Annotated in this window: 11 protein-coding genes; 2 read left to right on the top strand and 9 right to left on the bottom strand. The window is 38.0% G+C overall.

Going from position 1 to position 15,585, the window contains the following annotated elements; genetic code table 11:
• Positions 1 to 25: 25 nt before the first annotated feature.
• Entirely contained in the window at positions 26 to 937 is a 912-nt protein-coding gene (locus B176_RS0109100; RefSeq protein WP_017258494.1) for a D-isomer specific 2-hydroxyacid dehydrogenase family protein, read from the top strand.
• Here the strand turns inward: B176_RS0109100 and B176_RS0109095 are convergent.
• The 8 genes from B176_RS0109095 to B176_RS20240 form a co-directional block, all read right to left on the bottom strand.
• Positions 924 to 1,712: an aspartate dehydrogenase domain-containing protein gene (locus tag B176_RS0109095; protein ID WP_017258493.1), complete on the bottom strand. Its 789-nt coding sequence runs from the start codon at positions 1,710 to 1,712 to the stop codon at positions 924 to 926. The two genes, B176_RS0109100 and B176_RS0109095, sit on opposite strands and share 14 nt — an antisense overlap.
• 123 nt (positions 1,713 to 1,835) lie before the next feature.
• A complete protein-coding gene (locus B176_RS20245) occupies positions 1,836 to 5,597 on the bottom strand; it encodes a S8 family serine peptidase (protein ID WP_154647935.1) in 3,762 nt (1,253 codons plus the stop codon).
• A gap of 115 nt (positions 5,598 to 5,712) precedes the next feature.
• Positions 5,713 to 6,564, bottom strand: coding sequence for a hypothetical protein (locus tag B176_RS0109085; protein ID WP_017258491.1), 852 nt, complete (start codon positions 6,562 to 6,564; stop codon positions 5,713 to 5,715).
• Positions 6,565 to 6,566: 2 nt separating this feature from the next.
• Positions 6,567 to 6,959 (bottom strand): response regulator, encoded by a 393-nt coding sequence (locus B176_RS0109080; protein WP_017258490.1) that lies wholly within the window; start codon positions 6,957 to 6,959, stop codon positions 6,567 to 6,569.
• 65 nt (positions 6,960 to 7,024) lie between these two features.
• Entirely contained in the window at positions 7,025 to 8,341 is a 1,317-nt protein-coding gene (locus B176_RS0109075; RefSeq protein ID WP_026063240.1) for a TolC family protein, read from the bottom strand.
• Between the two features lies 1 nt (position 8,342).
• Positions 8,343 to 11,441 (bottom strand): efflux RND transporter permease subunit, encoded by a 3,099-nt coding sequence (locus tag B176_RS0109070; RefSeq protein ID WP_017258488.1) that lies wholly within the window; start codon positions 11,439 to 11,441, stop codon positions 8,343 to 8,345.
• 1 nt (position 11,442) lies between these two features.
• On the bottom strand, positions 11,443 to 12,522 hold the full coding sequence (locus B176_RS0109065; protein ID WP_017258487.1) for an efflux RND transporter periplasmic adaptor subunit: 1,080 nt from the start codon (positions 12,520 to 12,522) through the stop codon (positions 11,443 to 11,445).
• Positions 12,523 to 12,525: 3 nt separating this feature from the next.
• Positions 12,526 to 13,005 carry a MarR family winged helix-turn-helix transcriptional regulator gene (locus B176_RS20240; protein WP_017258486.1) on the bottom strand — a complete coding sequence of 160 codons (480 nt, stop codon included), beginning with the start codon at positions 13,003 to 13,005 and terminating at the stop codon, positions 12,526 to 12,528.
• Between the two features lie 163 nt (positions 13,006 to 13,168).
• Here B176_RS20240 and B176_RS0109055 point away from each other — a divergent pair, with 163 nt between their 5' ends.
• Positions 13,169 to 14,914, top strand: coding sequence for a M61 family metallopeptidase (locus B176_RS0109055; RefSeq protein WP_017258485.1), 1,746 nt, complete (start codon positions 13,169 to 13,171; stop codon positions 14,912 to 14,914).
• Positions 14,915 to 14,984: 70 nt separating this feature from the next.
• Here the strand turns inward: B176_RS0109055 and B176_RS0109050 are convergent, their stop codons facing one another.
• Positions 14,985 to 15,485 carry a hypothetical protein gene (locus B176_RS0109050; RefSeq protein ID WP_017258484.1) on the bottom strand — a complete coding sequence of 167 codons (501 nt, stop codon included), beginning with the start codon at positions 15,483 to 15,485 and terminating at the stop codon, positions 14,985 to 14,987.
• Between the last annotated feature and the right edge of the window lie 100 nt (positions 15,486 to 15,585).

Here is a 15,585-nt window from a genome sequence, read left to right as displayed (position 1 = left end):
GGTTAATCATTAAAATTAAAAAATCATGTTTAAAAAGCTGGTTGCTGTTGAACCTTTAAATTTAATTACCTCTGCCGAGGAAGCGCTAAAGAATTTTGCCGAAGAAGTTGTGATGTTCCACGATGTGCCTGCTGATGCAGACGAAATGGCGCTAAGAATAGGAGATGCCGATGCCGTTTTACTAAGTTACACGTCGCCATTGGGGGCTGAAGCGTTAGACAAATGCCCAAATGTTAAATACATTGGCATGTGCTGCTCTTTGTACTCGCCAGAAAGTGCAAACGTTGATATTAGGTATGCTGAGGAAAGAGGAATTGCCGTTACGGGAATCCGTGATTATGGTGATGAAGGGGTGGTAGAATATATCGTGAGTGAATTGGTGCGTTGCCTACACGGTTTTGGAATTACAACAGATGGTAAACCCAGACAACCTTGGGATGGTGTTCCTAGAGAAATCACCGGAATTAAAGTCGGGATTGTAGGTTTAGGAAAATCAGGTGGTATGGTGGCTGATGCTTTAAAGTTTTTTGGCGCAGAGGTGTCTTATTTCTCTAGAACCAGAAAGCCCGAAGAAGAACAAAAAGGCTTTAAGTTTTTGCCTTTAAAAGAATTATTGGCGCAAAGCGAAGTGGTAATTACCTGTTTAAATAAAAATACCGTTTTGCTACACGAAGAAGAGTTTGAAGCTTTAGGCGACAGGAAGATTTTATTTAATACAAGCTTATCACCAGCATGGGATGCAGAACCGTTTGCAAAATGGATAGCCAATGATAACCTGCTTTATTGTGATACGCTGATTGCTTTAGGTAACGATAAGCTTTTAACGCATCCACATGTAAACTGTATGCGGGTTTCTGTTGGGCGTACTCGCCAGGCTTTTGATCGCCTGAGCGAGAAAGTTTTGGCCAACATTGTTGATGTTCTTAAAAAGCAATAGGAGAGGTAATGTTCCTCAATGTGTTTACTACGCTCCACCCAGCAATTTGCGCAGTTGAGCTATAAACATCAATCACCGCATGGACTTGGTCATTTTTGACCTCTATGCGGTGATTGTCACCTACAAAACCTGGAGTTGAAGTCATAGAAACTTTCATCTGCTCTGGTCCAACGGAAGCTAAAGAAGCTGCCACAGCTACATTTACGGAAGTTGGAAAAAGTGCGATTGCCTCAACAGCATCACCTTTAAAAACCTGTCTTTTTTCGGTTTGCAAAGCGTCATCATAAACAGAGGAGTTTCTTAACGAATATGGTCCTTTCTCGGTATCAAAAGTAGCAGTGCAATTTCCCATCAAAGCAGCTGTACGCAAAACATCAAAACCTCCAATCGCTCCAGAAGCTAAGTGCATTCTAGTATTGTTCTCTCTAGCGACTTGCTGAACTTCTTCGTAAAACTTTTGATCTGCCAAGGCACCAATAGATAATGTTACAATAGAAGAACCTCCTTTTAAAGCTGTTAGCGCAAACTCGCGTAAGGAAGCGGGAGAAGCGGTTTCTACAATGTAATTTGGTTTTAAACTCAATAATTCTTCCATAGAATCGCAAGCTTTAGCTCTAGACCCTTTTGCTTTTTCTGCAATATGTACTGCTTTTGCTTTGGTTCTTGAATAAGTAGCAATAAGCTCGTAATCCAACAACAAATCTTTGTTTAAAGCATCAACAATAATGGATGCTAATTTACCGCAACCAACAATGGCTAAAGTGTATTTCTTCATAAGTTACAACATAGCCGTTTTTCAAGAATTGTCAAAATGCTAATCGCGTTTAAATGCCTTTGTTACGTTATTTTGACGGTAAATCAAGTGTTCTCCTAAAAAGAAAGGGATCAGAGAGTGGATTTAACGAACGATGCTGATTTTCTGCGAATAAATTTTGTTCCCAGTTTTTATAGTTATGATGTAATTACCAGTTGCATAGTTTTTTACATTTATTACATCAGCTAATTTGCCCAAAATATTGTTTTGCTTTTTCTCATAAACGATTTGCCCGAATAGGTTGCTGATAGAGATATCAACGTCCTCTTTCTTCAAAAGCTGTAAACTATAATTTAGTATTTCTGATGCTGGTACTGGGAAAATTTTAAGACTGATTTCTTCTGGGTCTGCTGGTTTGATATTTGAAAATATGTAATTGAAATTGGCTGATTTAGAATTACACCCTGAAGCGCTTATTGTTTCAACTTGGTACACACCCGATATTGTGGGCGTGTAGGTTTGATTGGTTGCACCAATAATTACCACATTATTCAAATACCATTTATAATTATTTGCCGAATTTGTTGTTAACACAGTGCCGTTTTGCGTAATCATCGGTTTAGCAACGGTAACCGCCAACCTGTTAGCGTTAGAACATCCCAAAGATTTGAACAGCATCCTATAAAAATAATAGTAAGCATTGGTGATTGTGCCATTCGTTTCTGAGTAAGCACCACTTAGCTTAACAAGATCATTCTCCAAACTTATTGGGATATTGTTTACACCAACATTACTCCTAAAAATAGTTGCGCCATTAAAATCTATACCAATATAATAAGTGCCGGCAGCCGGGAATTCTAAACCGATTTTGAACATTTTGCCGGGGTCATTAACATCATCATCTATCAGATTAGCTGTGGTTTCCACATCAGTAGTTGTTTTTGTACGTACTACATCAATGGTTTTTGAACTTAAGATTAGCCCATCTGGTGTTTCAACCGTGAAAGTAAGCTGTCCGCTTTTGCTGATATACAATAAAGCACTGTCTAACACCATTGGTGCTGCTACGGTGATGATCGGTTTAGGTCCAAAATTTCCAGAATAACTGCCACCTGCGTAAACCTTTTTATTATCAGCACCAAAGTAAGTTCTAAAATCGTTTAAACCAACATAAAATGTGTTGGCGATCGGTTGTCTATTGGTGAAGGTATTGTTGCCGTATTGAAAAGGTACAGTTGCATTTGCGGTGCTGTACCAATATAAAGTGCCATCGCCATTACCATTAAGTTGATAATAGCCCGAAACATTGTCGCAGGCAGCAACACTTAAATCGGTAGGGTTTTGCGGACTTGTAGTTGTTATGGTTTTGCTTACTGCATTGTTTTTTGAAATAACATCGGTGCTGTAAGCGGTTTTAATATCTACTGTAAATGTGGTATTGGCTGGCAAATCTACACTTGTTGCGAAAGTAAAGTCAGCTTCAGCGCTAGGCTCAATTGTGCCCGTAAAGTTTTCTGTAAAGGTTTTTAATACGCTACTATTGCTGGATAAAGTAAATATTACCGGAATGTTAGCAACAGCAGCGCTTCCAAAGTTCTTTATTTTAACCGAAAAATTCTTAGTGGTAGCAGCACATAAATTATCCAGTTGATCGTTGATTGCGATAGCCCCAACATCAGTGGTAGATTTAATAAAGTTGATTTTATAGTCCTGCGTTTCTCCTTTTTCGTAAGTACCACAAGCAGAAACGTTATCGGCATTATTGGTTTGGTTAAGCACAATGCGTAATAAACTTGTATTGCCAGCAATTACACCTTGAGGAATATTCATAGTTCCAGTGAACGTTCCGCTACCATTATATACGGCAGATTTCGCTACGCTTTCGTTAACATCATCAAAGTCGCCATCACCATTCCAATCCGCATAAATTGCGGCAATCTTATCGGCATTTACTCCGCAACTACCTACGTTTATCGAAAAAGGATAAGTCTTACCTTCTTCTAAATCAGTGCTTAAGGTGGTGTAATTGCTATAAGTTCTACAACTGACCGGGATGCTATTGTTTATACTCCCAATCTGTACTTTTTCAATAATTGCATCACTGCTGGATGATGGAATAGAGCTGCAATAGACTTTTCCACCAATGCCAGAAACGACGATTGAATATTTTTGCGGCCCTTTTACCAATGTGCCTTTATGCGATACTTTTAGGGTATAAGTTTGCCCCGGTGTAGCGTTAGCAATGTAAATTTGTTCTACGTTATCTAAAATATTGTCGCCCGTTATTGTGGCAGCTGTTGGGTTTAAGGGATCTAGTTTAAACGGAAAGTAGGTTGTTGCGTCTTTTGATAACCTTAAATCTAAATCGTTAACCAGTTTCGGTGTTCTATCGTTGATGGTTCCGTCGGGCTTAGTTGCTCCTTCAGGGTCTGTCCAGCAAATGGTTGCTCTTAAAGGGCCAAAGCCAGATGTTGTTAGCTGTAAGCTATAAACTTCTCCTTGCGCTAGGGTACGCTCGCTGATGATGCTTTTTGTACCGTTCAATTTAATGAGCTTTCCTGCGTTTTCAACGTTCAATAATCCCCAGCCAAAAATATAATCTGGGCCAAAAGAAGTTCCTGCTTCATCAGTAGTGTTAATTGCCAATCCTTTCAAAGTGGCAGAGCGCATAAAAGAACCACCATTATTCTGTGCGTAATACTCTTGCAAAAGCACTAACGAGCCACTTACGTTTGGAGACGACATGGAAGTTCCGCTTAAACTGGCGTATGCTTTTGGATTGTCGCTACTGGTGGAAGTAACTGAAACCCCATCAGCGACTAAATCTGGTTTTATTCGACCATCATCCGTAGGTCCCCAACTGCTAAAACTTGCTATCTTAATATCTGCTGGTTTATTAGCACCATAGGGTAGCCCTGAAACCGCACCAACAGTTAAAATATTTTTAGCAGTGGCCGTGGTTGCAATAATATCATAACCATTGTTTGAGCTAATACCAGCAGGTCTTTTTCCTTTGTTCACAAACGTAGAACTACTTGCGCTTTCGTAACCGTAATAATCTTCACCTATTGCTGGTCCATTCAAATTCCGGCTGTTGCCAGCAGAGGAAACTGGTAAATAATAAGGTGCATTGTAGCATATAATATCCCAATCTTTTGCACTGGAATCGTAAAAACCAAATTTGTAATCTTCTGTGCTACCAGGCGCCCCGTAATATTCCCAGCGTGGAGGGTTGGTGTCTGAATTATAATCCCAACCCGCGATATAGCCATAAGAGTGGTTTGATACCAGCATTCCAGCTGTGGCGGCTTTAGTCATCTCCGAGGCATCGTTATTAAAATCCCATGCATAAAGCTTTTGCAAACCCCAAGCCATGCCTTTTGCTTTTGCATAAACCCCTTTCGCCATCATTGTACCTGCTACGTGGGTGGCATGTAAGCTCAAACTCGATGGATTATCTTTTTGTTCGATACGGTTTACGGCGAATTCCTGATGGCTTAAAAGTATGCTTCCACCATCCCAAATACCCACTTTCCCAATTAAACTATTACTAGAACCGTTAATATTTGCGCCTAAACTACCCCCAGCGTATAAACTATTTGTTCTGGTTGTTCCTGCAGCAATGATGTTATCGAATGTTTTAAGGTATAATGGGAAGCCGAGATCATCCAATCCCTGTAAAGAAATAATTGAACCGTTTTTTTGTACCCTAAAGACCGGCCAATTGTTCTTTTTGGCCATAGAAAACGCTTTTTCTCTGTTCTGTTCTCTCTTGGTAGAAAGATTAACAGCGAGCAACGTTAGTGTCTCGGTCTGTTTTTTTGTAACTAATGTTTGTTGATCTTGTGCAAAAGCTGTTTCGCCAAAGAAAGTAACAATCAACAAAAATATTAGAGTTCTTAGCATATATGGTTTAATGCCTTGGTTTTTAGGTTGTATAACACAATTCAATTTAAAAAAAAATACCAAGTGCTTATGGTACTGCTACAGTTTTTTATTTTGGTTCAATTTTAACTCAATTTTAATATCCTTCTCGTTCTTTAATCCAAACAAATAATTCATCAATTGGTTTTTCTAATACTTTTCCGAAATTGATATCGTATTTGTCTGTTACTTCTTTTAATATTTCTTGAAAATGGAAAGCTATGGAACCCACAAAATGACAGTAGTGGTCTTTGTAGTTGGGGTAGGTGAGGATGTGGGTTTTTACAAATTCATCAAAACCAGTGTATAATAGGTTTTGTATGTAAGGATGATCGTAACAAATACTCATGAAAGGCGCAAAAGATGCCAAAAAGTGATTCGGCATTGCTTTCTGGTACAGATTCTTAATAACCGTTTCCTTATCTAACCTGTATTCTTTGTTGAATGCTTTTTGTATATCCTCTGGTGCTGTTTCGTACAAAAAGTCTGTTATTAATATCTTACCAAAGTATGTTCCAGAACCTTCTTCGCCTAATACATAACCTAAACCTAAATTGCTAGGAAAATCTTCTTTACCATTATAAAACGATACGCTAGAACCCGTACCTAATGTAGAACAAATGCCTGATGTGTTTTTACAGCAGGCAATAGCAGAACCTAAAGAATCGTTTTCTACTGAAATAAAAGCATTTTTAAAACGGGTGCTCAGTGCGTTTGATACCAACTCTCGTCGGTCTGGGCTTGTACAGCCAGCACCATAAAAATAGATTTCTGTTACCTGATCGGCAATGGTGTTAAAGGGCTTAAAATTGTTTAAGCTTCTGATGATCTCTTTTTCTGACCAAAAAAAAGGGTTTACGCCTCCAGTAGTATGTTTTTCTGTGCTATTGTCGTCTAGCTGTAAAATCCAGTCGGTTTTAGAGGAACCGCCATCTGCAACAAGTAGCATTCTTAAATTGTTTTTAACAAGTCAGTAGTCAAAGGCTTGCCTAAGAAATCGGTTACGTTATTGAATTCAATCACTTTTTTATGATCATTTGGATCTAAAGAAGAAGATAATATAACGATTTTAACGAATTGTTTATTAGGAGATTGTAAGTCTTGAAACTCTACCAAGAAATCAAATCCTGTTTTAACAGGCATTCTGATATCTAAAAAAATTACTTCGGGTAGGTTCTTGTTGTTTTTATCTAAATCATGCAAATAATTAATTGCAGATTCACAGGACTGTTTGATTACGATTTCTGCGGCAAAATCACAGGTTTTCAAGATTTTTTCATTGATCATGTTGTCAATAAAGTTGTCATCGACCAATAATGCGCTATTGTACTTGTAATCTGGCATAAGTGAAAAATTATATACAAATATATAAAAAGTATATGTTAAAGTTTTTTTAAGTAATGTATTGTTTATAAAGCAATGGTTCCTGTAATCTCTTTTAAAGTAATTTCGCTTATTTTGGCTTGGTATAAAGCATTTGCATACCTCGCTGTAGCATCCATATAGTTTCTTTGAGCCTCTCTAAGCTCTAAAGGTACAATGCTTCCAAGTTTGTATTTCTCTAAGGTGATTTTTAAATTTTCTTCCGCCACTTCCACATTCTTTTCTTCTAGCGAAATCAGCTGTAAGCTGGTTTGGTAATTTTGAAAGCTGGTGAGCAATTGTGCATCAACATCTTGTTTAATGCGTTCAAGATCTAGTCCAGAGTTGTCTGCAAGTAGCTTGGCATTTCTCTCCGAACGGTTTTGTTGCCCACCGTTAAATATATTCACAGATGCAGTTAAGCCATAGTTAAGTCCTCGGGTATTAGATCTTAAAGGTGCAAAACCATTTTGAAGTGGTGTTGATTTTGCAAAGTTATAACCCGAGTTTAATGAGATTACCGGATATCTATTTGCCTTAACCTGCTTTACATATATTTCTGATATTTTTTTATTGATTTGAGCAGTTTTTAAATCTGGGTTCTGGCTATCTATCAATGTTTTTAAAGTTTGGTAAACCAAGTCTTTATCAATCAATATGTCATCGTCAATTTCAAAACTGGTTTCCAAGTTCCGGGCCATCAACTGGTTTAAATTGACTTTTTCATTTCTAATACGGTCCTGTTGCATCAAAAGTTGCGTGGTATCGGCATTTAAATCAACCTTTGCTGCCAATAGCTCCAATTTAGAACCTTTACCTAAAGTATATCTTGATTTTGCATTGTTTAAACGTATAGTTGATACTTCTAAAGCAGTTTCTATAGCTACCAACTGCTTTTTTTGCGATGCTAAATTATAGTAGCTTTCAACAACAGCGGCAATGGTGTTTTGTACGGTGAGTTGTGCATTCAATTCGCCCAGTTTTTCAAGTTCTTGCAATCTGTCGTAGTCTGCAAACATTTTAAACCCGTCAAAAACTTTCCAGTTTAAACCAACTCCGTAATTTAGGTTACTCGTTTTCGCATTATTTACATCGCGAACATCCCCGTTTGCTAAATCTGTTTTAGAAGTTTGAATATTGTTAACGTCAGTTAAGTTGCCGGTAACACTCGGTAAAAAGCCCGCGTTTGCATAATTCAAATCGTTTTTAGCAATGGCATTTTCGTTATTGCTGAGCTTGATACTATAGTTGTTTTCAAGCGCTATGGTTATGGCATCTTTTAAGTTCAGTTTTTCTTGGGCAAATAAATCGCCAAAAGGCAAACAAAACAATAAAGCGCTATATAAAAAAGTGGTGTGTTTCATTTTAGGCATTTTTTTCTGCGAGTTTAATTTCTCTTTCCGCTTTCTCTGCTCTGCTCTCTTTGTATTCTTTAGACCAGTAGGAGTAGATTGCGGGGATCACAAACAAGGTAAGTAATAACGAAAATAAAGTTCCACCAATAATCACGGTACCCATACTCATTCTGCTTTTTGCAGCTGCTCCAAATGCCATTGCAATAGGTAAAGCACCTAGCGCAATTGCTAAACTGGTCATTAAAATAGGACGTAAGCGAGACACAGAAGCTTCTCTGATGGCTTGGGCAACCGGCATTCCTTTTTCTTTGAGCTGATTAGCAAATTCTACAATTAAAATACCGTTTTTGGTTACCAAGCCTATGAGCATAATGGTTCCGATCTGGCTAAATATATTCCAAGATTGACCCAATAACCATAGCGAGAAAAATGCACCGGCAACAGCCATTGGAACCGTTAAAATGATGATAACAGGGTCTATAAAGCTTTCGAATTGAGCGGCTAAAATTAGGTAAACCAATAATAAAGCTAGTCCGAAAGCAAAAGAGGTGTTTGAATTACTTTCGGCAAAATCTCGGGACTCGCCAGCTAAATCTGTCGAAAAGCTGTCATCCAATATTTTGTCCTGTGCTTCTCGCATGGCTGCTATTCCGTCGCCAATAGATTTTCCGGGCACAACCGCACCAGACACCGTTGCAGAAACAAATCTGTTATTACGGAAAAGCTGTGGCGGACTGCTTTTTTCTTCCACGTTTACCAGGTTGTCTAACTGGATGAGTTTACCGCTAGCGTTTCTTACATAAATAGCACTTAAATCGTAAGGATCGCTTCGTTTGTTCTTATCGAACTGACCAATTACCTGATACTGTTTGCCATCCATAATAAAATAAGCAAACCTTTGCCCGCTTAAAGAAAGCTGTAAAGTTTGTGCAACATCTAAAACAGAAACACCTAAATCCTGTGCTTTATTTCTATCAATTGATACGTAAAGCTCTGGTTTGTTAAACTTTAAGTTTACATCTGTATTGGTGAAAACTGGGTTCTTGCCAATTTCATCCATAAATAAAGGTAGTTTCTCTCTAAGTTTTTCAAAGTTGGGCGCCTGTATTACAAACTGTATAGGTAAACCTCTAGACCGGCCCACAGCAATAGTTGCTTGTTGAATGACAAAGGTTTTTGCACCGTTCAGCTTTTTTAAATCTTTGGTGAGTTGCGTAGCGATATCACTTTGTGATCTTTCACGTTTGCTGGCATCTTCTAACCGTAATCTAAAAAAACCCGTATTTGCTGCGCCAGAACCCGAAAAGCCAGGCGAGGTAACGGATAAATCTGCTGCCACTTCTGGGATTGAATCTTGTATCAGCTTGTTTACCTGCAACATGTAATCATCTGTGTATTCAAAAGAAGAACCTTCTGGAGCGCTAATGGATAAAGAAATATAACTTCTATCGTCTAAGGGCGATGTTTCTTTAGGGAGGATTTTCCAAAACAATACAATAATGCCGATACAAACAATTACAATAGGGAAGGCCAACCATCTTTTCTTCAAAAACTTTTCCAATCCTTCATGGTAGCTGCTGTTCATTTTTTGGAAAAACGGTTCGGTTTTGATGTAAAACTTAGATTTTTCTGTTCCTTTAATAAGGTATGCGTTAAGCATCGGTGTAAGCGTTAAAGAAACAAAAGCAGAAATAAGTACCGCAGCACCAATTACAATCCCAAATTCCCTAAAAAGCCGCCCCACAAATCCTTCTAAAAATATGACAGGTAAAAATACCGCGGCTAAAGTAACCGAGATGGAAATTACCGCAAAAAATATTTCGTTTGCACCTTTAATGGCGGCTTCAAAAGGCGACATTCCTTCTTCCACCTTTTTATAGATGTTTTCTGTAACCACAATACCATCATCCACCACCAGACCGGTGGCCAGCACTACCGCAAGCAAGGTTAATACGTTTACCGAAAACCCGAAAAGGTACATGATAAAAAACGTAGCGACTAAAGAAACCGGTATATCAATTAACGGCCTAAAGGCGATGCTCCAATCTCTAAAAAACAGGTAAATGATCAAAATAACCAACACCAAAGCGATCCCCAGTGTTTCTGCAACCTCAATTACCGAGCGTTTAATAAACACGGTATTATCTAACGCAATGTTTAGGGTAAAATCATCTGGTAGTTCTTTTTTTAGCTCATCATAACGTTTGTAAAATTCCGTAGCTATATCAAGATAATTTGCGCCTGGTTGTGGAACAATAGCTGTTGCAACCATGGGGGTTTGGCCAGATCGTAGTACAGTTTCTTCATTCTCGGGACCCAGTTCTGCATGACCAATGTCTTTCAGCCTGATGATGTTTAGCCCGTCATTTTTGATGATTAGATTGTTGAACTGTTCTGGGTTTGATAGGTTACCAACCGTTTTTACGGTTAACTCGGTGTTCTGTCCGGTAATTTTTCCGGATGGAAGTTCAACGTTCTGCTTATCTAAAGCATTTCTAACGTCGAGCGGAGTAAGTGCGTAGGAGGCAAGCCTGTCGGGATCTAACCACATGCGCATGGCATATTTCTTTTGTCCCCAAATCTGTACCGTAGAAACACCGGGGATTGTTTGTAACCGTTGCGCAATTACGTTTTCGGCGTAATCGCTCAGTTCCATAATGTTGCGCTTGTTACTCTGTATCGTCATCGATATGATAGCGTCAGAGTTTGCGTCGGCTTTTGATACTACGGGCAAGCCATCAATATCTTTAGGTAAACTACGTGATGCTTGCGATACTTTGTCTCTAACATCGTTGGCTGCTTCTTCTAAGTCTTTATTTAAGTTAAACTCAATGGTAATGGAGCTCGAACCTTGGTTGCTTGATGAAGATATGTTTTTGATACCGTCAATTTGGTTGATGTATTTTTCTAAAGGCTCGGTAATCTGCGATTCAATAATATCGGAGTTTGCGCCAGGGTAATTTGTACGCACAGAAACAACCGGTGGGTCAATTGACGGGTATTCCCTTACGCCTAAAAAAGCGAAACCGATAATCCCAAAAATCAACAATAAAAGGTTAATAACAATGGCTAAAACCGGTCTTCTTATACTGGTGGTGGATATACTCATGCTATTTCTTTGTTTCGTTAGCTAACCTAACCTCAACCGGAGTGCCTGCTTTTAAAGCCATAATACCGCTCGTAATTACGGTGTCGCCAGTATTTAAGCCATTGCTAACTAGTAATTTATCAGCAGTTCTAACGTCTGATACGATGTTTACTGAAGTTGCTTTTCCGTCTTTTACTACAAAAACCTGCTTACCGTTTAATACTGGTGTAACGGCAACAGAGGGAATTAACAATGCATCTTTAATTGACCTAAGCGTAATTTTTACGTTTGCAAAAGTTCCTGGGATAAGGTAATTGTTACTGTTTTCTGCCAAAGCTTTTATCACCAATGTTCTGGTAGTGATATCAATTGCAGGTTCTTTTGCGTAGATCACGCCATCAAAAATCTTTGAAGTACCAGCTACGGTAAAGCGTATTTTTGAGCCATCGTTAACTAGCTGACTATATTTTTCTGGGATAGAAAACGATATTTTAACTGGGTTTATGCTTACTAAGTTTGCAATAACTTGGCTTGGTGTTACGTAAGCACCATTGGAAACGTTCCGTAACCCAATTCTTCCAGAGAAGGGCGCTCTAATAGATGTTTTCGCTAACTGTGCTCTAATTAATTGTGTTTGCGCCTGTAAAGATTTTAGTTCAGCTTCGGCATTGTCAAACTCTTCGATACTTATTGCTTCAGACTTTAAGAGCTTAGATGCTCGGTCTGCAGTTTCACTAGCTAGCTTTTGTTTGGTTAATGCTTGTGCATATTGCGCTTGTAATTCGCTATCGTCAATTTTTAACAATAATGATCCCTTGCTTACTGCGGTACCTTCTTTAAAGTTGATACTTTTGATCAATCCAGATATTTCACTACGAATCTCAACTTGCTCATTTGCCTCAATACTCCCAGAAACACTCACCTCATCAGAAAAATCTTCACTAGTTGCTACCACACCATTCACTACGATTTTATTGGAGTTTGCATTTTTAGAAAATCCTTTACCTTTTGTGTTTGTTTGGTTATTTTTATTGATTCGGTTATAGATTAAATAACCTAGCAAAATTGCGATAGCAGCATACAGAATGTATTTTATCTTCATAGCTTATATTTTTGATTTGATGTAGTTGACAGTGATTTGGTGTACATTATCAATATTTAAATTAATTTCCAACTGTTGGATAACCTCGAAAAATAGCGCTTTGTTTGCGTCGCTAATGCCGTTCAAAGCTAAATTATTTGTTTTTTCAATGGCTTGGTTAATCATTGGGATATATTGATGCGCCTTTTCTGTGAGTTTAATTAAATGCTTTCTCCTATCCTCCATACTAGTTTCTCTGTAAACAAAACCATTGTTTGATAGGTAATCAATCATCGTTACCATAAAAGATTTATCAACGTGGAAGTATTCCGCTAAATCTTTCTGGGTTAGACTTTCTTTATGATCGTAAATATACAAAAGAGCGTAATGATACCTCTCTAGAGGAATATGATGTGTAAAGTCCGCAAAGGTACTTAAGTACTTTTTTGTAATCACCATTAAATGATGTATGATAGGCTGATTGGTTTTATCAGTGGTTAGCATCTTTCAAAAATAATTATTTGTTGCATGTTTAGTTGGTAGTATCAACTATATTACACTTTTGTGATTATTTAACTAAATTGGATTTTTTAAAAACACTAACCTAGCTTATAGAAGTATGTTTAAACGATTATCACCTTTATTTTTTATTATTCCAGTAATATTTATGAGCATAAACAGTCAGGCGCAAAACAACAGTGATATTGCATTCGAAGTGTCTTTTACCGAGCCTCAGGCCCATTATGTTGATGTTGAAATGACCATCAACAACATTAAAAAAGACGACATTATTTTGAAAATGCCAGTATGGGCACCGGGATCGTACTTGGTAAGGGAGTTTTCAAAAAATGTAGAAGATTTTACAGCAAGTGCGAATAATGAAAGACTTGCTACAGAAAAAGTAAGGAAAAACGCCTGGAAAATCAATACCAAAGGTAAAAAATCCATTACAGTTAAATACCGAGTTTACAGTTTTGAGGTTTCTGTGCGTACCAGTTTTGTAGACGAATCACATGCGTTTTTATCTTCCACGGGTGTTTTTATGTACCCAGAAGGAAGTTTAAATCAGCCATCAACTGTTACTGTTATTCCTCATAAAAACTGGAAAAAAGTTTCCACAGGTTTAGAACCAGTTGCGGGTAAAAAATTTACCTATTATGCCAAAAACTTCGATTGGCTTTTTGATTCACCAATAGAAGTTGGTAATCAGGATGTTTTTGAATTTATGGCATCGGGTGTGCGACATGAAGTTGCTATGGTAGGCGGCGGTAATTACGACAAGGAAAAGCTGAAGATAGATATGGCTAAAATTGTAGAACGTGAAACTGCTGTATTCGGCGAAAATCCAAATAAATATTATGTCTTTATTGTGCATAACTACCTGTCGGGCGGTGGTGGTTTAGAGCATTTAAACTCTACCGTATTAGGCGCTTCTCGCGATGGATACACCAATCCAAAAACTTACCAGGGCTTTTTAGGTTTGGTAGCTCATGAGTATTTTCACTTGTGGAATATCAAACGTTTGCGCCCAGTAGCTTTAGGACCTTTTGATTACGATAATGAAAACTACACCACCAACCTTTGGATTGGCGAAGGTTTTACCGCTTACTATGATAATATAATAGTACAGCGCATTGGTGCATATACGCCAAATCAGTGGCTCAGCGTGATTGAGGATGAACTTAATGCCGTTGATAACAAGGTAGGAAACAAATCACAAACCCTTAGCGAAGGCAGTTTTGATGCTTGGATAAAGTATTACCGACCAAACGAAAACAGCAACAATACCACCATTTCCTATTATATGAAAGGTTCTTTGGTAGCCTGTTTGTTGGATTTACAGATTATAGAGGCTTCGGGTGCAAAACAGTCTTTAGATGATGCTATGCGTTATGCTTACAACGAATATTATAAGAAAAAGGGTAGGGGTTATACCGATGCCGAATTTAAAGCTGTTCTGGAAAAATTCACCAAACAGAATCTTGATCAGTTTTATGCAGATTATATCAACGGTACAAAAAGTTTGGACTTTAATAAATACCTTAATTATGCAGGTTTTAAATTGGTTGAGCAAGCAACAGATCAAACCAAACCATATTTGGGCATTAGCGTATCAAAAACCAATAGTAGTGAAATTGCTACCGTAAGTAGAAATACTGCTGCTTGGAATGCAGGTTTAAATGTAAAAGATGAGATTATTTCTATAAACGGCCAAAGGGTAAGCAATGCCTTAACTTATGTAGAAAATGTAGCGGTAGGTGATGAGTTGGATTTTTTAATCAACCGCGATGGGATTATGAAGAACATCAAAGTAAAAATAAAAACTAGTCCTTCTAAAAAGGTCCGCATGCAACAGTTAGAAAGCCCTACAGAAAAGCAGAAAGCTGTTTTAGAAAAGTGGCTGAGCTTGTAAAGAAAGAAAGCCTTAGGATTTTAAAATCTCCTAAGGCTTTTAAATTTAAACTTAAATCTGTTTTTTGATATTAAAAAGTGTACCTAATGGTAAGCGCTACCTCCATATCTAAAAACGGACCTTTTGCCAGTTCTAACCTTGGGTGTAAATCTAAAGAAGCAGCTATTGGAATATCTGGTACCTGCCATTCCAATCCCAAAATACCATCAGCACCTAGTAAAATACCGCTATCGCCGTAATACCTGTCTTTTCCGTAGGCTTCATAGTAACGGTCGCCACTTATTCCACCAATATGTGCACCAGCACCATAAAACCAATTTAATGATGGCTCTGCAAACGCAATCGCCTGTTTTTCATATAAACCTGTGAAAACAAATCCACCTCGCCTAAATCCTAAAATACCTTCTAAAGCAGTATCCGAACTGATGAAATGTTTCAACGAAATTCCGTTTTCATAACCTCCTACTCTTAAGCCAATTGCAGAGTTGTAGTTGGATTGCGCAGCTACATTGGCAGTTAACCCAAACGTAAATGCCAATACAGCCACCAGTTTTAATAAATTCTTTCTCATTTTATGTTAAATCAATTTAATTCGCTCAGGCACAAAAGAGATGCCAAGCGGTATTTGAATTACTTTAACGCTTGTTTTATTTATAAAGTGCTGATTTTTA

This window comes from Pedobacter arcticus A12 (assembly GCF_000302595.1).
Classification (GTDB): Bacteria; Bacteroidota; Bacteroidia; order Sphingobacteriales; family Sphingobacteriaceae; genus Pseudopedobacter; species Pseudopedobacter arcticus.
The sequence above is the reverse complement of the archived record's forward strand: the minus strand, read 5'-3'. Positions and strand labels throughout refer to the sequence as shown.